Annotated in this window: 17 protein-coding genes; 11 read left to right on the top strand and 6 right to left on the bottom strand. The window is 61.2% G+C overall.

What is annotated here, in order from left to right:
• Positions 1-162: 162 nt before the first annotated feature.
• Genes ACVWZT_RS10675 through secB form a run of 3 tightly spaced genes read left to right on the top strand, consistent with a single transcriptional unit; the run spans position 163 to position 1,357 of the window.
• The gene (locus ACVWZT_RS10675; protein ID WP_186672247.1) at positions 163-576 is read left to right on the top strand and encodes a rhodanese-like domain-containing protein; all 414 of its coding nucleotides are present in this window, start codon (positions 163-165) and stop codon (positions 574-576) included.
• Between the two features lies 1 nt (position 577).
• Entirely contained in the window at positions 578-832 is a 255-nt protein-coding gene (grxC, locus tag ACVWZT_RS10680; protein ID WP_003249204.1) for a glutaredoxin 3, read from the top strand.
• A gap of 39 nt (positions 833-871) precedes the next feature.
• Positions 872-1,357: a protein-export chaperone SecB gene (gene secB, locus ACVWZT_RS10685; protein ID WP_296232758.1), complete on the top strand. Its 486-nt coding sequence runs from the start codon at positions 872-874 to the stop codon at positions 1,355-1,357.
• A gap of 73 nt (positions 1,358-1,430) precedes the next feature.
• Here the strand turns inward: secB and trmL are convergent, their stop codons facing one another.
• A complete protein-coding gene (gene trmL, locus ACVWZT_RS10690) occupies positions 1,431-1,892 on the bottom strand; it encodes a tRNA (uridine(34)/cytosine(34)/5-carboxymethylaminomethyluridine(34)-2'-O)-methyltransferase TrmL (protein ID WP_296232759.1) in 462 nt (153 codons plus the stop codon).
• On the opposite strand from trmL, the gene ACVWZT_RS10695 reads away from it, so the two are divergent.
• Positions 1,891-2,328, top strand: coding sequence for a hypothetical protein (locus tag ACVWZT_RS10695; protein ID WP_296232760.1), 438 nt, complete (start codon positions 1,891-1,893; stop codon positions 2,326-2,328). The two genes, trmL and ACVWZT_RS10695, sit on opposite strands and share 2 nt — an antisense overlap.
• A gap of 300 nt (positions 2,329-2,628) precedes the next feature.
• On the opposite strand, the gene ntrC is transcribed toward ACVWZT_RS10695, so the two are convergent.
• The 4 genes from ntrC to glnA all read right to left on the bottom strand — a co-directional run bounded on the left by ntrC (position 2,629) and on the right by glnA (position 7,901).
• The gene (gene ntrC / locus ACVWZT_RS10700; RefSeq protein ID WP_296232762.1) at positions 2,629-4,065 is read right to left on the bottom strand and encodes a nitrogen regulation protein NR(I); all 1,437 of its coding nucleotides are present in this window, start codon (positions 4,063-4,065) and stop codon (positions 2,629-2,631) included.
• On the bottom strand, positions 4,062-5,147 hold the full coding sequence (gene glnL, locus ACVWZT_RS10705; protein ID WP_296232763.1) for a nitrogen regulation protein NR(II): 1,086 nt from the start codon (positions 5,145-5,147) through the stop codon (positions 4,062-4,064). Before glnL ends, ntrC begins: the two co-directional genes overlap by 4 nt.
• 270 nt (positions 5,148-5,417) lie before the next feature.
• A complete protein-coding gene (locus ACVWZT_RS10710; protein WP_457469271.1) occupies positions 5,418-6,071 on the bottom strand; it encodes a chorismate mutase in 654 nt (217 codons plus the stop codon).
• 423 nt (positions 6,072-6,494) lie between these two features.
• Complete coding sequence (gene glnA / locus ACVWZT_RS10715; protein ID WP_170033280.1) at positions 6,495-7,901, bottom strand: type I glutamate--ammonia ligase; 1,407 nt, start codon at positions 7,899-7,901, stop codon at positions 6,495-6,497.
• 490 nt (positions 7,902-8,391) lie between these two features.
• On the opposite strand from glnA, the gene thiI reads away from it, so the two are divergent.
• Positions 8,392-9,846, top strand: coding sequence for a tRNA uracil 4-sulfurtransferase ThiI (thiI, locus tag ACVWZT_RS10720; protein WP_296232766.1), 1,455 nt, complete (start codon positions 8,392-8,394; stop codon positions 9,844-9,846).
• A gap of 127 nt (positions 9,847-9,973) precedes the next feature.
• Positions 9,974-11,794, top strand: a complete 1,821-nt coding sequence (typA, locus tag ACVWZT_RS10725; protein WP_225779565.1) for a translational GTPase TypA — start codon at positions 9,974-9,976, stop codon at positions 11,792-11,794.
• A gap of 115 nt (positions 11,795-11,909) precedes the next feature.
• Here the strand turns inward: typA and ACVWZT_RS10730 are convergent, their stop codons facing one another.
• Positions 11,910-12,314, bottom strand: a complete 405-nt coding sequence (locus ACVWZT_RS10730) for a YkgJ family cysteine cluster protein (protein ID WP_296232767.1) — start codon at positions 12,312-12,314, stop codon at positions 11,910-11,912.
• A gap of 185 nt (positions 12,315-12,499) precedes the next feature.
• Between ACVWZT_RS10730 and ACVWZT_RS10735 the strand changes: the two genes are divergently transcribed.
• The 5 genes from ACVWZT_RS10735 to ACVWZT_RS10755 all read left to right on the top strand — a co-directional run bounded on the left by ACVWZT_RS10735 (position 12,500) and on the right by ACVWZT_RS10755 (position 17,805).
• Complete coding sequence (locus ACVWZT_RS10735; protein ID WP_457469274.1) at positions 12,500-14,950, top strand: glycogen/starch/alpha-glucan phosphorylase; 2,451 nt, start codon at positions 12,500-12,502, stop codon at positions 14,948-14,950.
• A 193-nt stretch (positions 14,951-15,143) separates the two neighbouring features.
• The gene (locus ACVWZT_RS10740) at positions 15,144-16,154 is read left to right on the top strand and encodes a class 1 fructose-bisphosphatase (protein ID WP_296232770.1); all 1,011 of its coding nucleotides are present in this window, start codon (positions 15,144-15,146) and stop codon (positions 16,152-16,154) included.
• Between the two features lie 3 nt (positions 16,155-16,157).
• The gene (locus tag ACVWZT_RS10745) at positions 16,158-16,754 is read left to right on the top strand and encodes a DUF924 family protein (protein WP_296232771.1); all 597 of its coding nucleotides are present in this window, start codon (positions 16,158-16,160) and stop codon (positions 16,752-16,754) included.
• Between the two features lie 227 nt (positions 16,755-16,981).
• Positions 16,982-17,236, top strand: a complete 255-nt coding sequence (gene bamE / locus ACVWZT_RS10750) for an outer membrane protein assembly factor BamE domain-containing protein (protein ID WP_296232772.1) — start codon at positions 16,982-16,984, stop codon at positions 17,234-17,236.
• The gene (locus ACVWZT_RS10755) at positions 17,233-17,805 is read left to right on the top strand and encodes a lipocalin family protein (RefSeq protein ID WP_457469276.1); all 573 of its coding nucleotides are present in this window, start codon (positions 17,233-17,235) and stop codon (positions 17,803-17,805) included. The genes bamE and ACVWZT_RS10755 overlap by 4 nt, the downstream gene beginning before the upstream one ends.
• The last annotated feature ends 22 nt before the right edge of the window (positions 17,806-17,827 follow it).

Consider the following 17,827-nt stretch of genomic DNA (forward strand, 5'->3'; position numbering starts at 1 on the left):
AGGGCAAATACGCCACGGGCGGCGAATATTCGTCCCATCCGCCGACCGACGCGCGCGGGCACGGTGATGGGAGGAAGGTTTTGCCGCCGGCCCGTCGGGCTTTGGTGGCACTAAGGGGCTGTGTATACTGGCCGGCATTTTCAATCGCCTGGAACACCGCTGATGGTTGCTCACCTGATTCAATTCGCGACAGATCACTACATTCTGGTCGCGATCTTCGTTGTTCTGCTGGTCCTGCTGCTGCTCAATGAAATCCGCCGTGGCGGCCAGAGCCTGAGCAATGGCCAGCTGACCGCTCTGGTCAATGCTGACAAGGGCCTGGTCCTCGACATCCGCCCGTCCAAGGAATACGCCGCAGGCCATATCGTCGGCGCGATCAACATTCCGCAGGACAAAGTGGTCAACCGTCTGAGCGAGCTGGAAAAGCACAAAGCGAAGACCCTGATCGTCGTCGACGCAATGGGCCAGCAGTCCGGTGCTATCTGCAGCGAGCTGCTCAAGGCTGGTTACAACGCCGCCAAGCTGAGCGGTGGCGTTTCCAGCTGGAAAGCCGATAACCTGCCTCTGGTGAAGTGATATGAAGCCCGTCATCGTTTATTCCAGCGACTACTGCCCTTATTGCATGCGCGCCAAGTACCTGCTCGAGAGCAAGGGCGTTGCCTTCGAGGAAATCAAGGTCGACGGCAAGCCGCAGGTTCGTGCCGAGATGAGCCAGAAGGCCGGCCGTACATCGGTGCCGCAGATCTGGATCGGCAGCACCCACGTCGGTGGATGCGATGACCTCTATGCCCTGGAGCGCGCCGGCAAGCTCGACGCGCTGCTGGCGGCCTGATTTGCACTGCATTCAAAAACATTAGGATAAGGACCAGTCATGACTGACCAACAGACCAACGGCGCTGCTGCAGAAGACAACAGCCCTCAGTTCTCCATGCAGCGTATCTATGTGCGCGATCTGTCGTTCGAGGCCCCGAAAAGCCCACAGATCTTCCGTCAGAACTGGGAACCGAGCGTAGCCCTGGACCTGAACACCAAGCAGAAGGCCCTGGAAGGCGACTTCCATGAGGTGGTGCTGACCCTGTCGGTTACCGTGAAAAACGGTGAAGAGGTCGCCTTCATCGCTGAAGTGCAGCAGGCCGGCATCTTCCTGATCAAGAACCTGGATGCGGCTTCGATGAGCCACACCCTGGGTGCATTCTGCCCGAACATCCTGTTCCCGTACGCCCGTGAGACGCTGGACAGCCTGGTGACCCGCGGTTCGTTCCCGGCCCTGATGCTGTCGCCGGTCAACTTCGACGCCCTGTACGCGCAGGAAATGCAGCGCATGCAGGAAGCCGGCGAAGCGCCGACCATGCAGTAACTTTGCTGTTTTGAAAAAGCGCCCTTCGAGGCGCTTTTTTGTTACCTGTGCCGGCCCTGTCGCCGGCACTGCATCAGCTCCCGGCAAACCCGTTCTGCCGCCACGCCTCATACACCGTCACCGCTACGGTATTGGACAGGTTCAGGCTACGGCAACCTGGCCGCATCGGCAGGCGCAGGCGCTGTTCGTCCGGCAGGCTGTCCAGCACCTCGGCCGGCAAGCCACGGCTCTCCGGTCCGAACAGGAAGGCATCGCCCGGCTGGTAGGCCACTTCGTGAAATGGCCGCGAGCCCTTGGTGGTGAAGGCGAACAGCCGAGGGTTGCCCAGGCTTTCCAGGCATCCGGCCAGGCTCTCGTGGCGCTTGAGCGTGGCATACTCGTGGTAATCCAGCCCGGCGCGCCGCAGGCGCTTGTCATCCAGTTCGAAGCTGATGGGCTCGATCAGGTGCAGTTCGCAGCCGCTGTTGGCGCACAGGCGAATGATGTTGCCGGTATTCGGCGGTATTTCAGGTTGAAAAAGGATGACGTGAAACATGCACGGCTCCAAGCGTGAAGATGACGGGCATTCTACCCCTGAACCGGACGTGCGTTCGAAGGCGTTCCCGCGGGTCATGCTGTCGCTGGCGATTGTCGGGATCATGGTGGGGCTGATGATCGGCCGCCTGACCGCGCCCGAGGAGCGCGAACTGCAGCAGGTGCAGGTGGTGCAGGATGGCCTGGAGCTATGGTTCAACGCCGAGCCCCGGCTGCACGGCGAGAACGTGGAAGGCACGGTGGCGCTGCTGTTCCAGGCCCAGGGCAAGCGCCAGCAGGGGCAATTGAGCCTGCAAGGCAAACCGGTGAGTTGGAAAGTGCAGAAGAGCAAGGAAGGCTTGCTGCTGACGGTGGTGGCGGCGCGCCCCCTGCACGGCGAATGGGCCGGTGCAGAGGACGCTGGGCGCTGGCGGGTGCAGCTGAAACTGCACGAATAAAAGAGGGGATTTCCCGGCCTGCCTGTACCGAGGTCCCCAAAACGGGCGGTGTCGCGAATAAAAGAGGGGTTCACCCGGCCTGCCTGTACCAGGGCCCCCGAAACTGGGTATGTTTTAGTTAATGCAGGGGGCGTGCCAGTTTTGGAAAGCCTGTGAGTACTGGGCTTTCATGGGAATTTGGCCGTTTTTTGAGGGGATTTGTGCCTTCGAGAGGTGCATCGGGCACAGGATCGGTGCATCAGCGGCTGAAATGGCTGGGGCCGCAAAGCGGCCCCAAAGATCGAAGGGTTTATCCACTAGTCAGTGGTCATCACCTTCCTCATCGTCCCCACCTGCCACGTTCATCCCCAACTCCTTGATCTTGCGCGTCAGGGTATTGCGCCCCCAGCCCAGTAGCAACGCCGCATCCCGGCGGCGCCCGGCGGTATGCTTGAGCGCCGTCTCGATCATGATCCGTTCGAAGCTCGGCACTGCGCTGTCCAGCAGGTTGGACTGGCCACGGGTAAGTGCCTGGTCGGCCCACTGGCGCAGGGCCTGCTCCCAGTTGGTCACCGGCGCAGCGTCCTGCGGCAGGTTCAGCAGCTCGGGCGGCAGGTCGCCGATCAGTACTTCGCGGCTGGAGGCCATCACCGTGATCCAGCGGCACGTGTTCTCCATCTGCCGCACATTGCCCGGCCATGGCAGATTGCGGATGAACTCCTCGGTTTCCGGCTTGAGGATCTTCGGCTCGACCGCCAGTTCCTGCGCGGCACGGGCAAGGAAGTGGCGGGCCAGGGCCGGGATGTCCTCGCGCCGGTCGGCCAGCCGCGGGATATGGATGCGGATCACGTTCAGGCGGTGGAACAAGTCCTCACGGAATTTGCCGGCCTGTACCAGCGACTCCAGGTTCTGGTGGGTCGCGGCGATGATGCGCACGTCGACCTTGACCGGCACGTGGCCGCCCACGCGGTAGAACTCGCCATCAGCCAGCACCCGCAGCAGGCGGGTTTGAGTGTCGGCGGGCATGTCACCGATCTCGTCGAGAAACAGGGTACCGCCATCGGCCTGTTCGAAGCGGCCCCGGCGCAGGTTGGACGCGCCGGTGAAGGCGCCTTTCTCATGGCCGAACAGTTCCGACTCCATCAGGTCCTTGGGAATGGCGGCCATGTTCAGGGCGATGAAAGGTGAAGCCGCGCGCGGGCTATGGCGGTGCAGGGCGTGCGCGACCAGCTCTTTGCCGGTACCGGACTCGCCGTTGATCAGTACGGTGATGTTCGAGTGGCTAAGGCGGCCTATGGCGCGGAACACCTCCTGCATCGCTGGTGCTTCACCGATGATTTCCGGGGTGCGTGCCAGGTTCTGCGGCACGTCCAGCCCCTGTTGCTCCTGGGCGTGCTGATTGGCGCGCTTGACCAGCGAGACCGCCTCGTCCACGTCGAACGGCTTGGGCAGGTACTCGAAGGCTCCGCCTTGGTACGACGCTACGGCGCTGTCCAGGTCGGAATGGGCGGTCATGATGATGACCGGCAGACGAGGGTGTTGCTCGCGAATCTGCGCCAGCAGGTCAAGGCCGCTGGTGCCGGGCATGCGGATATCGGAAATGATCACATCCGGCTGCTGGCGTGCCAGGCGGCCCATTACGCCGTCTGCGCTGTCGAAGCTCTGGGTGGTCATGCCTTCCTGTTGCAGGGCTTTTTCCAGGACCCAGCGGATGGAACGATCATCGTCGACGATCCATACGGTTTCACTTCGGCTCATGAGGCGGTGGCTCCTTGTTCCAGGGGCAGGTAGATCGAGAAGGCGGTGTGGCCTGCATGGCTCTCACACTCGATCAGGCCTTGGTGCTGGCTGATGATGTTCTGGGTAATGGCCAGGCCCAGCCCGGTGCCGTCCGGGCGGCCGCTGACCATGGGGTAGAAGAGGGTGTCTTGCAGTTCCGGTGGAATGCCGGGACCGTTGTCGATGAGCTCTACACGTGCCACCAGGCGATGGCGAACATGGCCGATGGTGAACTGGCGCAGGGCGCGGCTGCGCAGGGTGATGCGGCCCAGGCGCAGTTCGTTCTGGGAACTGATTGCCTGCATGGCGTTGCGCACGATGTTGAGCACGGCCTGGATCATCTGCTCACGGTCGATCAACACGTCCGGCAGGCTGGGATCGTAATCGCGCACCAAGGCGATGCAGCCCTGGCTTTCGGCTTCGACCAGGCTGCAGACCCGTTCCAGTACTTCGTGGATGTTGGTCATGGCCAGTGACGGTAGCTTGTTCGAACCGAGCATGCGGTCGACCAGGTTACGCAGGCGGTCAGCCTCCTCGATGATCACGTTGGTGTAGTCGCGCAGCCCTTCCTCGGGTAATTCGCGCGCCAGCAGCTGGGCTGCACCGCGAATGCCGCCGAGGGGGTTCTTGATTTCGTGGGCGAGGCCGCGCACGAGCATCTTGGTGGTTTCCTGCTTGCTCAGCTGGGCCTCTTCCTTGGTGATGCGCAGCAGCCGGTCACGCGGGTGCACCTCGAGCAGCAGTAGGGTCTGGCCCTGGTGCAGGATTGGCGTTACCGCGTAGTCGACAGTGATGGTCTGCCCGGTCAGCGAAGTGAGCTGCGCTTCGCGCTTGGTGAACGGGTGCGCCTGTTCGACAGCCTGGCGCAGCGAGCTGAGGGCCTCGCTCGATTCGGTGAACAGCTCGCTGATGAACTGCCCGTGGCTGCGCTGCCCACTGACCGCCAGCAGCATTTCCGCAGCCGGATTCATGTACTCCAGGCACAGCTCGGCGTTGAGCAGTAGCGTGGCAGTGGTCAGGTTGTCCAGAAGCAGACGGTGCTGTGCATCGCTGATGGTCATAAGGCGTCGGTGACCTCTTTTGGCGCTTGTCTGGCACGGGAGCGGGCATGGTTGGCCGCGTGGTGGATCCGCTGATTCCAGTCTCCTTGCGCAAATGCAAGAAACAAACCAAGGCTCCGAAAGGAAGCGGAAATCGGCCAATAACAGCCTGAAATTTCGCACATTTGCACCAGAATGTGCTGGTGTAACGGTTCATGTGATCTCTTTTGGGGTGCATTCAGGGGCGCGAGCCCACAAAATGCACCAATATGGAGCATAGAGGTTTCGTGGCTAATCGCATAATTGGCCAGTGGCGCGAATCAAGGCGTGTTTCATCAGCTGCGGCAAGGCACGCTCGTTGATCGAGGTCGCCAGGCGTTGGTTGCAATCGACCCTGGATTCGTTGGGCAGGCTGGCCAGACCTTTCAGCAACCTGGCTTGCAGGGCATCCAGTTCGGGGCGTAACTCATGCTGAAGATCCCGACGAGGTGTATCTGGCGCTTGGCCTTGGCTGTGCCAGTGGTTAAGAAAACTGTATTGCACCATTTTGTGCGCCTCGATCTGGTCGGCAAAAAAGGACGCTGCCCGTTCGCCTGGCAGTCCATAGCGCCACGCGTTGCTGCGCACGTCATTCAGTATTTGCCGTTCGCGCTTGCTGTCCTGTACGGGTTGAGTCTTGTCCCATTTGTGCAGTGCGACGAACTCGGCATTTGCCAGGCGATGCTCGATATCATCGAGCAAGGTTTCCAGCGGCCCCTCATCTGCCGGTTGTCGCCTTGGGCATTGGCCTTGCGGTGTGGAAAAGGCCAGGTCTTCGTTTGCAGCATGGAAAACCATCACCGTGGCGGCTTGTCGCATGGTTTTGCCGCGGTGCACCTCGTCTACCAGCTCAGCCAGTGTGTCACCCGCGATCAGTCTTGTTCGCTTACCGTCGGTGGTTTCCACCTCCAGCTCACCTTCCGCCAGATAACCGAGGTTGAGCGCCTGATGGCAGTGCCAGTCGAGGGTGGTATGGGCAGGGATGCTGACTTTCACCAGCGATAGTACCGGCTGTCCTTCGGGGTATCGGGTGTAGGGGGTACCTTCCCAGCTGCCGGTGGCGCGATGAAGCACTTGCGTCTGTACCGTCCCGGGCTGGCTACTGCAACCAGAGAGGAGGGCGGACAAGGTCAGGACTGCGGGTAGAAATCGGCTCATTGCATGACGTCCGTTGATGAATGGACGTCTACCCTGCGAGTTGTTGCTGCGCAGAACTGTCAGTGGGATCCCTGCGCGCTGTAGGAACTAGAGCGATAAAGCGAAGCAACGAAAACGGCCTCCCGAGGGAGGCCGTTGTGATCATGCCATCAGCGCAAGGCGCCGATCAGATCAGCAGCTGTAGTACAGCTCGTATTCCAGCGGGTGCACGAAGGTACGGACCTTGATCTCTTCTTCGCTCTTCAGTTCGATAAAGGCATCGATGAAGTCGTCGGAGAACACGCCGCCCTTGGTCAGGAACGCACGGCCTTTGTCCAGCTCTTCCAGGGCTTCCTTCAGGCTACCGCAAACCTGTGGAATGTCCTTGGCCTCTTCAGGCGGCAGGTCGTACAGGTTCTTGTCGGCGGCATCGCCTGGGTGGATCTTGTTCTGGATACCATCCAGGCCGGCCATCAGCAGGGCGGCGAAGGCCAGGTATGGGTTGGCCGATGGGTCCGGGAAGCGTGCTTCGATACGGCGGGCTTTCGGGCTGCCGACGTAAGGAATGCGGATCGAGGCGGAACGGTTGCGCGCCGAGTAGGCCAGCATTACCGGGGCTTCGAAACCTGGAACCAGGCGCTTGTAGGAGTTGGTCGACGGGTTGGTGAAGCCGTTCAGGGCTTTGCCGTGCTTGATAATGCCGCCGATGAAGTACAGAGCGGTATCGGACAGGCCGGCATAGCCTTCGCCCGCGAAGGTGTTCTTGCCGTCTTTCCAGATCGACATGTGCACGTGCATGCCCGAACCGTTGTCACCGTACAGTGGCTTCGGCATGAAGGTAGCGGTGCGGCCGTAAGCGTCGGCAACGTTGTGCACCACGTATTTCAGGGCCTGTACTTCGTCTGCCTTCTTCACCAGGGTGTTGAACTTGACGCCGATTTCGTTCTGACCGGCAGTCGCCACTTCGTGGTGGTGGACTTCGACGGTCTGGCCCATTTCTTCCAGTGCGTTGCACATGGCAGTACGGATTTCATGGTCGTGGTCGAACGGCGGGACCGGGAAGTAGCCGCCTTTCACGCCCGGACGATGGCCCTTGTTGCCGCCTTCGATGTCAGCGCCGGTCATCCACGAGCCTTGCTCGGAGAAGATCTTGAACATCGAACCGGAAATGTCCGACTGGAACTTCACTTCGTCGAAGATGAAGAACTCTGGCTCGGGGCCGGCGAATACGGTGTCACCGATGCCGGTGCTCTTCAGGTACTCTTCGGCGCGCTTGGCGATGGCACGTGGGTCACGGTCGTAGCCCTGCATGCTCGACGGGTCGACGATGTCGCAGGTCAGGATCAGGGTCGGCTCTTCGGTGAACGGGTCGAGTACGGCAGTTTCGTCGACCGGCATCAGGATCATGTCGGAGGCTTCGATGCCTTTCCAGCCTGCGATGGAGGAGCCGTCGAACATCTTGCCGACTTCGAAGAAGTCGTCGTCCAGCGCATCACGCGCCGGCATGGTCACGTGGTGCTGAGTGCCTTTGGTGTCCGTGAAACGCAGATCAATCCACTTGACGTCATGATCTTTGATGAGTTGAACCGACTTCGACATGTTGTCCTCCGGATGGTCTAGAGCGCGGTGGGCCGCTGCCCTGGAAAAAGGGTGTTGCCGGGCGCGGATAGTCGGCCAAGCGTACCTGCCTCACAAGGGAGCAAATTGCATGCCAGTGCCCGAAAATGGCGAGGGCGGGATAAAAAGGGGCGGTTGTGGGCATCTGGCAGGGGGTTGAGTCGGAAAAGTGCACTCTAACGAGGCGGTTTTCGGTGGCTGTGCACCAATAGTGTGCATTGGCTGATTATCGTGCGTTTTTTGAGGGCCTCTTCAGTGGGTGAACCCCCTCCAACAGGAGCGCACAGATTTCGAAGGCTGTGACATTCCTGTGGGAGCGGGTTCACCCGCGAAAGGGCCGGGACAGGCAGCACAAACCCTGCTTCCTGCATTTATCTGCAAGCTTCTGATCAAAAGTTGGTCAAATCCTGAGCAATTTCCGCTATAATTCGCGCCCCTCATTTTCGGCAGGCCCTGCGCGCGCTGTTAACCAATGAAACTTATCGTCAAAGTCTTCCCAGAAATCACCATCAAGAGCCGGCCGGTGCGCAAGCGCTTCATCCGCCAGCTTGGCAAGAACATCCGCAACGTGCTCAAGGACCTTGACCCTGAGCTCGTGGTCGATGGTGTCTGGGACAATCTCGAAGTGGTCACCCGCGTCGAAGACGAGAAAGTCCAGCGCGAGATGATCGAGCGCCTCACCTGCACGCCGGGTATCACCCATTTCCTGCAGGTAGAGGAGTACCCGCTGGGTGACTTCGACGACATCGTTGCCAAGTGCAAGCAGCACTTCGGTCACTTGCTGGCCGGCAAGCACTTCGCCGTGCGCTGCAAGCGCGGCGGCCACCACGACTTCACTTCGATGGACGTCGACCGCTACGTCGGCAGCCAGCTGCGCCAGCAGTGCGGTGCGGCCGGCATCGAGCTGAAAAACCCGGACGTGCTGGTGCGCATCGAAATCCGCGACCAGCGCCTGTACGTGATCCACAACCAGCACCAGGGCATCGGCGGCTACCCGCTGGGCGCCCTGGAGCAGACCCTGGTGCTGATGTCCGGCGGCTTCGACTCCACCGTGGCGGCCTACCAGATGATGCGCCGTGGCTTGATGACCCACTTCTGCTTCTTCAACCTCGGCGGCCGTGCGCACGAGCTGGGCGTGATGGAAGTGGCCCACTACCTGTGGAAGAAGTTCGGCAGCAGCCAGCGCGTGCTGTTCATCAGCGTACCGTTCGAAGAAGTGGTCGGCGAGATCCTCAACAAGGTCGACAACAGCTACATGGGCGTAACCCTCAAGCGCATGATGCTGCGCGGTGCCGCACGCATGGCCGACCGCCTGGAGATCGACGCACTGGTCACTGGCGAGGCGATTTCCCAGGTGTCCAGCCAGACACTGCCGAACCTGTCGATCATCGACTCGGCCACCGACAAGCTGGTCCTGCGCCCGCTGCTGGCCAGCCACAAGCAGGACATCATCGACCAGGCCTACGCGATCGGTACCGCCGATTTCGCCAAGCACATGCCGGAATACTGCGGCGTGATCTCGGTGAACCCGACTACCCATGCCAAGCGCCACCGCATGGAGCATGAAGAGAAGCAGTTCGACATGGCCGTGCTGGAGCGCGCTCTGGAGCGCGCCCGGCTGATTTCCATCGACCACGTGATCGATGAGCTGGGCAAGGACATCGAAATCGAGGAAGTGACCGAGGCACTGCCCGGCCAGATCGTCATCGATATTCGTCACCCCGATGCCCAGGAAGACGAACCTCTGGTGCTGGACGGTATCGAAGTCCAGGCCATGCCGTTCTACGCGATCAACAGCAAGTTCAAGCACCTGGACGCCAACCGCCAGTACTTGCTGTATTGCGACAAAGGTGTGATGAGCCGCCTGCACGCACACCACCTGCTCAGTGAGGGACATGCCAATGTGCGTGTTTATCGTCCGGCATAAGATGCCAGGGCTGTATGGCGGCAGCATCCGCCATCGCCCTCCCGACCATCGGGCCCGCTGAGCCTCAAAGCGTACATATTCGCCGCCTATACTGGCGGCAACCGAATCCTCTGATCGAGATACAGTTGTGATCGAAAATCTGCGTAACATCGCCATCATCGCCCACGTTGACCATGGTAAAACCACCCTGGTCGACAAACTCCTGCGCCAGTCCGGCACCCTGGAGCGTAACGAGCTCAACGACGAGCGCGTGATGGACTCCAACGACCAGGAAAAAGAGCGCGGCATTACCATCCTGGCGAAAAACACTGCCATCCGCTGGAACGACTACCGCATCAACATCGTCGACACCCCCGGCCACGCCGACTTCGGTGGCGAGGTTGAGCGCGTGATGTCGATGGTCGATTCGGTGCTGCTGCTGGTCGACGCCCAGGACGGCCCGATGCCGCAAACCCGCTTCGTGACCAAGAAGGCTTTCGAAGCCGGCCTGAAGCCGATCGTGGTCATCAACAAGGTCGACCGCCCGGGCGCACGTCCTGACTGGGTTCTGGACCAGATCTTCGACCTGTTCGACAACCTCGGCGCCACCGACGACCAGCTGGATTTCCAGGTTGTCTACGCCTCGGCCCTGAACGGCATCGCCGGCCTGGACCACACCAACATGGCCGAAGACATGACCCCGCTGTACCAGGCCATCGTCGACCACGTACCGGCCCCGACCGTTGACGTCGACGGCCCGTTCCAGATGCAGATCTCGGCACTGGACTACAACAGCTTCCTCGGCGTGATCGGCGTTGGTCGCATCGCCCGCGGCCGCATCAAGCCGAACACCCCGGTCATCGCCATCGACACCGAAGGCAAAAAGCGCAACGGCCGTATCCTGAAGCTGATGGGCCACCACGGCCTGCACCGCGTCGACGTCGAAGAAGCCACTGCTGGCGACATCGTCTGCATCAGCGGTTTCGACGAGCTGTTCATTTCCGACACCCTGTGCGACATGAACCACGTCGAAGCCATGAAGCCGCTGACCGTTGACGAGCCGACTGTTTCGATGACCTTCCAGGTCAACGACTCGCCGTTCTGCGGCAAGGAAGGCAAGTTCGTCACCAGCCGTAATATCAAGGAACGTCTGGACAAGGAGCTGCTGTACAACGTTGCACTGCGCGTTGAAGAAGGCGACTCGGCTGACAAGTTCAAGGTTTCCGGCCGTGGTGAGTTGCACCTGTCGGTACTGATCGAAACCATGCGTCGTGAAGGCTTCGAGATGGCCGTAGGCCGTCCTGAAGTGATCATCCGCGAGGTGAACGGCGTCAAGCAGGAACCGTACGAGAACGTCACCATCGACATCCCTGAAGAATCCCAGGGCAAGGTCATGGAAGAAATGGGCCTGCGTAAAGGCGACCTGACCAACATGGCGCCGGATGGCAAGGGCCGTGTACGTCTGGAATACAACGTACCTGCTCGTGGCCTGATCGGTTTCCGTAACCAGTTCCTGACCCTGACCAACGGTGCCGGCATCCTGACCTCGATCTTCGATCGCTACGACACCATGAAGCCAGGCCATATGTCCGGCCGCCTGAACGGTGTACTGGTTTCGATCGAGACCGGCAAGGCGCTGACCTACTCGCTGGAAACCCTGCAGGCGCGCGGCAAGCTGTTCATCGAGCACGGCCAGGATATCTACAACGGCCAGATCATCGGCCTGAACAGCCGTGACAACGACCTGGGCGTGAACCCGACCAAAGGCAAGAAGCTCGACAACATGCGTGCATCGGGCAAGGACGAAGTCATCGCCCTGGTACCGCCGGTTCGCCACACCCTGGAACAGGCCCTGGAATTCATCCAGGACGACGAGCTGTGCGAAGTCACGCCGAAGTCGATCCGCCTGCGCAAGAAGATCCTGGACGAAGGCGAGCGTACCCGCGCTGCCAAGAAAGCCAAGGCTTGATCGTCTAGCGTGAGCTGAAAGAAAACGCCCCCGGTCGCAAGGCCGGGGGCGTTTTCGTATGGCTTCGGATTCTGGGGCCGCAAAGCAGCCCTGAAATCTCACGCATTACGCGTTCTCAGCGCCCGACCACTTTCGGCTTGTAGGCACAATACCCCGGTCGGGGCCCGACCTTGGGGTGGTTGCGGCAAGTGTCCGGGCGCTTGTCGTAAATGGTGCACAGCCGGCTCTTGCGGTCCAGATACAGGCAGTCGTCGTTGCTCATGCGGGTCAGGGTGAAGATTCCCGACTTCTGGTTGAAGCGTTCGATGATGCCTTCTTTCTGCAGGCGCTTGGCGATGTTCTTGGGCGGTTCGTCTTTTTCGAACTCGTCGACCACGCCGATACGGATCAGATCCTTGATCTTCACCTCCACCGGCAGGGTGCAGCAGGTCGAATGGCAGCCATGGCACATGTTGCTGGTGTAGCGCTGCCAGGTCTCCAGGCGGTCGACTTCGGCCGCGGCGATCAGGGTCGTTTTCATCGTTATGGGGGTGTATCACGGTCTTGGGGCGCGCGATGATACCGGAATTGTTCAATTTATGAACAACCTTTTGCCGTAATCGCAGAGTGGGCATGAAAACTGCGAACGGTAACTGTCACTCCCTGTCGAAGGGTCTAGGCTCAAAAGTCTCCCTCCGTTTTCGTCAACTTGCCCGAGGATGCCGCATGTCCCAGGAACCCAAAGCTCGTGACGCCGAGGTGGCCGAATTCCGCGCCGCTGTACTGGACAAGCTGACCTACGCGGTTGGCAAGGACCCGGAACATGCCTTCGACCACGACTGGTTCGAAGCCATCGCCCTGGCCGCGCGCGATCACATGGTCGATCACTGGATGGACCACACCCGCCAGGCTTATCGCCGTAGCCAGAAGCGGGTCTATTACCTTTCCCTCGAATTTCTCATTGGCCGCCTGTTGTATGACAGCCTCAGCAACCTGGGCCTGCTCGACATCGCCCGCGATGCACTGCAAGGGCTGGATGTGGACCTGGAGCGGATTCGTCTGCTCGAGCCCGATGCGGCGCTGGGTAACGGCGGCCTGGGGCGTCTTGCAGCGTGCTTCATGGAGAGCATGTCGACCCTCGGTATTGCCGCCCACGGCTATGGCATCCGCTATGAACACGGGCTGTTCCGCCAGGCCATGGTCGATGGTTGGCAGCAGGAACAGACCGAGAACTGGCTGGATTTCGGCAACCCCTGGGAGTTCGAGCGCGCCGAGGTGATCTACCCGATCAGCTTCGGCGGCAGCGTCGAGACGGTGCATGACACGCACGGCCACCAGCGCCAGGTATGGTGGCCGGGCGAGACCGTGCGCGCGGTGGCCTACGACACACCGGTAGTCGGTTGGCGTGGCGCCAGCGTCAACACCCTGCGCCTGTGGCGTGCGCGGGCGCTGGAAGAGCTGCACCTGGAACGCTTCAATGCCGGCGACCACCTTGGGGCGGTAGCCGAAGTCGCGCGGGCCGAGAGTATCTCGCGGGTCCTTTACCCGGCCGACAGCACCGAAGCCGGCCAGGAGCTGCGCCTGCGCCAGGAATACTTCTTTGTCTCGGCCTCGCTGCAGGACCTGTTGCGCCGTCACCTGAACATGCATGACAACCTGCTCAACCTGCCCGATGCGGCGGCCATCCAGCTCAACGACACCCATCCGTCGATTGCCGTGGCCGAGCTGATGCGCCTGCTGGTCGACCAGCATGAAATTCCATGGGATACCGCCTGGGAACTGACCGTGAGCACCCTGGCCTACACCAACCACACCCTGTTGCCCGAAGCCCTGGAAACCTGGCCGGTGGCGCTGATGGAGCGGATGCTGCCGCGGCACATGCAAATCATCTACCTGATCAACGCCTACCATATCGACGCGCTGCGAGCGAAAGGCCTGCATGACTTCGATGTATTGCGGGCGGTGTCGCTGATCGAGGAAGACAACGGCCGTCGGGTGCGCATGGGCAACCTGGCATTTCTCGGCTCGCACAGCGTCAACGGGGTTTCGGCGCTGCACAGCAAACTGATGAAAAGCACGGTGTTCGCCGAGCTGCACAAACTTTACCCGCAGCGGATCAACAACAAGACCAACGGCATCACTTTCCGCCGTTGGCTCTACCAGTCCAACCCGCAGCTAACGGCCATGCTGGTCGAGGCGCTGGGCCCTGAGCTGCTGGATGACCCTGAGGGGCGCCTGGCCGGCCTGGTGCCGTTCGCCGATAAAAGCGCTTTCCGCAAGCAGTTCGCTGCCCAGCGCCTGCACAGCAAGCGTGCCCTCGCCAGCATCATCCAGGACCGCCTGGGCGTTACGGTGAACCCCGAGGCGCTGTTCGACGTGCAGGTCAAGCGCATCCACGAGTACAAGCGCCAGCTGCTCAACCTGCTGCACACCGTGGCGCTGTACCAGGCCATGCGCAATGATCCGGGCACCGACTGGGTGCCGCGGGTCAAGATCTTCGCCGGCAAGGCCGCGGCCAGCTATCACCAGGCCAAGCTGATCATCAAGCTTGCCAACGACATTGCCCGGGTGGTGAACAACGACCCCACGGTGCGTGGCCTGCTGAAGGTGGTGTTCCTGCCCAATTACAACGTCAGCCTGGCCGAATGCATCATCCCGGCGGCGGACCTTTCCGAGCAGATTTCAACCGCCGGCTACGAAGCGTCGGGCACCAGCAACATGAAGTTCGGCCTGAACGGCGCGTTGACCATCGGCACCCTGGATGGCGCCAATGTGGAAATGAGCGAGCAGGTCGGGACCGACAACATGTTCATCTTCGGCCTCACTGCGCAGCAGGTGGAAGCGCGGCGGCGCGGCGGAGATTTCGGCGCCACGGCGGCGATTGCCGCGTCCAGCCGCCTGAACGACGTGCTGCAAGCCATCCGCAGCGGGGTATTCTCGCCGGATGATCCGTCGCGCTACACCGCGCTGATCGATGGGCTGGTGGCCTATGACCGCTTCCTGGTGTGTGCCGATTTCGACGCCTACTGGGACGCCCAGCAGCGGGTCGAGGATTTGTGGCACAAGCCGCAGGAGTGGTGGCGCATGGCGGTGCTGAACACCGCGCGAATGGGCTGGTTCTCGTCGGACCGGACCATTCGTGAATATGCCAGCGAGATCTGGAAGGCTCTGGATTGATTCGAGCCTGAACTGGCCTGTTCGCGGGCATGCCCGTGAATAGGCCTATAACCAGACCGTTGGCCTGGCGCACGCTGAACTCCCGACCTATTGTGCCGTCTGAGAGCCGTGGCGAGTCTCATCACTCGCTAGCCTGCAACTCTCCCTGTAAACTGCGTGGGTTTTTATCCCGCCAATCCTTTCGGAGCCATACATGTCCCGCGTTACCCTGAGTCGCTATCTGATTGAGCAGACCCGCAGCAACAATACCCCTGCCGATCTGCGCTTCCTGATCGAGGTGGTGGCGCGTGCGTGCAAGGAAATCAGCCATCACGTGTCCAAAGGCGCCCTCGGTGGCGTGCTGGGCAGCATGGGCACTGAAAACGTGCAGGGCGAAGTCCAGAAGAAGCTGGACGTGATTTCCAACGACATCCTGCTGGAGGCCAACGAGTGGGGTGGCCACCTGGCCGGCATGGCCTCCGAAGAAATGGACAACGCCTACCAGATCCCGGGGAAGTACCCGAAAGGTGCCTACCTGTTGGTCTTCGACCCGCTGGACGGCTCGTCCAACATCGACGTCAACGTGTCGGTCGGCACCATCTTCTCGGTACTGCGTTGCCCTAACGAGTACCTGAGCCAGAACGAAACCCTGAACGAAAACGCCTTCCTGCAGCCAGGCACCCAGCAGGTCGCTGCCGGTTACGCCATCTATGGCCCGCAGACCATGCTGATCCTGACCCTGGGCAACGGCGTCAAGGGCTTCACCCTGGACCGCGAGCTGGGCAGCTTCGTCCTCACCCACGAAAACATCCGCGTGCCGGAAACCACCGCCGAATTCGCCATCAACATGTCCAACCAGCGCCACTGGGAAGCACCGATCCAGCGCTACGTAGGCGAACTGCTGGCAGGCGAGACCGGCCCGCTGAAAAAGAACTACAACATGCGCTGGATCGCCTCGATGGTGGCCGACGTGCACCGCATCCTCACCCGTGGCGGCCTGTTCATGTACCCACGTGACGCCCGCGAGCCGAGCAAGCCGGGCAAACTGCGCCTGATGTACGAAGCCAACCCGATGTCGTTCATCATCGAGCAGGCCGGCGGCGCTTCCACCAACGGTTACGATCGCATCCTCGACATCCAGCCTGAGAGCCTGCACCAGCGCGTGTCGGTAATCCTCGGCTCGAAGGAAGAGGTCGAGCGCGTTACCGCCTACCACAAGGAGTAAGTCATGCTCGCACCTTGGCAGCCGTTGCTGGAGTGGTGGTTCGGTTGGGGCACCAGTCCCCAGGCCGTGGCTGACGAGAAGAGCACGCTGTGGTTCGGCAAGCATCACGATGCCGAGGCCCATGCGCTGTTTGGTGATCTGGTCGAGCAGGCCCTGGCCGGCGGGCTCGACGAGTGGCAGCAGAGCCCGCAGGGCTGGCTGGGCCTGCTGATCCTGCTGGACCAGCTGCCGCGCATGATCTATCGCGACACGCCACGTGCCTTCGAAGGTGACCGGCGTGCCCAGGTAGTGGCCATGCAGGGCTTGCAGAAGGGCTGGGACTACCAGCTGCTGCCGATCCAGCGGGTATTCGTGCTGCTGGTGCTGGAGCATGCCGAGGTGCTGGACTGGCAGAACCTGTGTGTCGAGCGCTACCAGATACTGCTGGACGAGCAGCCTGAGGCGAACCGCCGCCTGTTCGAAGGCTTCCTCGACTATGCCGAGCAGCACCAGCGGGTAATCGCCCGATTCGGGCGCTTTCCGCACCGCAACCTGGTGCTGGAACGGCCGAGTACCAGCGAAGAGATGGACTTCCTGCTGGAGCCCGGGTCGAGGTTCTGAGGCCAGGGGGCCCGCCGCGCAGGCCGTCGTAACGCAAGGCCGCTTCTTCACGGAAGCGGCTTTTTTATTGCCTGCGCGGCTAATGCTTTGTGATTAATCGCACATTAGTGGCCATCCGACCAATGGTGTAAGGGGAAAGGGGGGAGGGCAGGGAACCTGGGAGGGATTTTTCCGTCGAAGGTCACTGCAGGCCACTCGCCTGTATCCCCTGTCCAGGAGTGTCCTTCATGTCGTTGCGTTCCCTCGCCCTGTTGTCGCTGTGCGTCGTCCTGACTGCATGCAGCAAGATCAATCAGGAAAACTATTCCAAGATCAAGGCCGGTATGACCAAGGCCGAGGTCGAGCAGTTGCTCGGCACACCGACCGAGTGTTCCGGCGCGCTGGGCATGAGCAGCTGCACCTGGGGGGACGAGAAGAGCTTCATCAGTGTGCAGTACGCGGCTGACAAGGTGCTGATGTATTCAGGGCAGGGCCTCAAATGAGGCGCCTGTACCTGCTGATGGGGGTATGCCTGGCGTTGCTGCTGGGTGGCTGTGCCGGCTCGGTGCATGACCCCCTCGCGCCGAAAACCGCTGGCAATGTCGACCTCAAGCGCTACCAGGGAAAATGGTACGAGCTGGCACGCCTGCCGATGCAATACCAGGACGGTTGTGAGCAATCCGAGGCGCACTACAACCTCAGGGTCGATGGCAGCCTGGGCGTGCTCAACCGTTGCCGCACGATGGGTGACGAATGGCTGCGTGCAGAAGGGCACGCGAACATTCAGGAGCCGGGCCACACCGACAAGTTGTGGGTCGAGTTCGACAACTGGTTCACCAAGCTGGTGCCAGGCGTGGCCAGGGGCGAGTACTGGATTCTGTATGTGGACGAGCGTTACCGCACGGCGGTGGTCGGCAGCCCCGACCGCAAGCACTTGTGGCTCCTGTCGCGTACGCCGACGCTACCGGCCTGGGAGCGCGAGAACCTGATGTCCAGGGCGCGGCAACAGGGGTATGACACCAGCCGCTTGATCTGGCGCGCTTCGGACCAGAAAATCGTCAAGATGCATTGAATTGTGGGGCTGCAAGGCAGCC

It is taken from the genome of Pseudomonas sp. TE21394, assembly GCF_054057835.1.

What these genes read in the sequence shown, in the direction of transcription:
- ACVWZT_RS10755 (WP_457469276.1), top strand. Translation starts at nt 17,233, where the DNA reads ATGAGGCGCCTGTACCTGCTGATGGGGGTATGCCTGGCGTTGCTGCTG.
- thiI (WP_296232766.1), top strand. Translation starts at nt 8,392, where the DNA reads ATGAAACTTATCGTCAAAGTCTTCCCAGAAATCACCATCAAGAGCCGG.
- ACVWZT_RS10730 (WP_296232767.1), bottom strand. Translation starts at nt 12,314, where the DNA reads ATGAAAACGACCCTGATCGCCGCGGCCGAAGTCGACCGCCTGGAGACC.
- ACVWZT_RS10745 (WP_296232771.1), top strand. Translation starts at nt 16,158, where the DNA reads ATGCTCGCACCTTGGCAGCCGTTGCTGGAGTGGTGGTTCGGTTGGGGC.
- grxC (WP_003249204.1), top strand. Translation starts at nt 578, where the DNA reads ATGAAGCCCGTCATCGTTTATTCCAGCGACTACTGCCCTTATTGCATG.
- ACVWZT_RS10675 (WP_186672247.1), top strand. Translation starts at nt 163, where the DNA reads ATGGTTGCTCACCTGATTCAATTCGCGACAGATCACTACATTCTGGTC.
- ACVWZT_RS10740 (WP_296232770.1), top strand. Translation starts at nt 15,144, where the DNA reads ATGTCCCGCGTTACCCTGAGTCGCTATCTGATTGAGCAGACCCGCAGC.
- glnA (WP_170033280.1), bottom strand. Translation starts at nt 7,901, where the DNA reads ATGTCGAAGTCGGTTCAACTCATCAAAGATCATGACGTCAAGTGGATT.
- trmL (WP_296232759.1), bottom strand. Translation starts at nt 1,892, where the DNA reads ATGTTTCACGTCATCCTTTTTCAACCTGAAATACCGCCGAATACCGGC.
- ACVWZT_RS10735 (WP_457469274.1), top strand. Translation starts at nt 12,500, where the DNA reads ATGTCCCAGGAACCCAAAGCTCGTGACGCCGAGGTGGCCGAATTCCGC.
- glnL (WP_296232763.1), bottom strand. Translation starts at nt 5,147, where the DNA reads ATGACCATCAGCGATGCACAGCACCGTCTGCTTCTGGACAACCTGACC.
- secB (WP_296232758.1), top strand. Translation starts at nt 872, where the DNA reads ATGACTGACCAACAGACCAACGGCGCTGCTGCAGAAGACAACAGCCCT.
- ACVWZT_RS10695 (WP_296232760.1), top strand. Translation starts at nt 1,891, where the DNA reads ATGCACGGCTCCAAGCGTGAAGATGACGGGCATTCTACCCCTGAACCG.
- bamE (WP_296232772.1), top strand. Translation starts at nt 16,982, where the DNA reads ATGTCGTTGCGTTCCCTCGCCCTGTTGTCGCTGTGCGTCGTCCTGACT.
- ntrC (WP_296232762.1), bottom strand. Translation starts at nt 4,065, where the DNA reads ATGAGCCGAAGTGAAACCGTATGGATCGTCGACGATGATCGTTCCATC.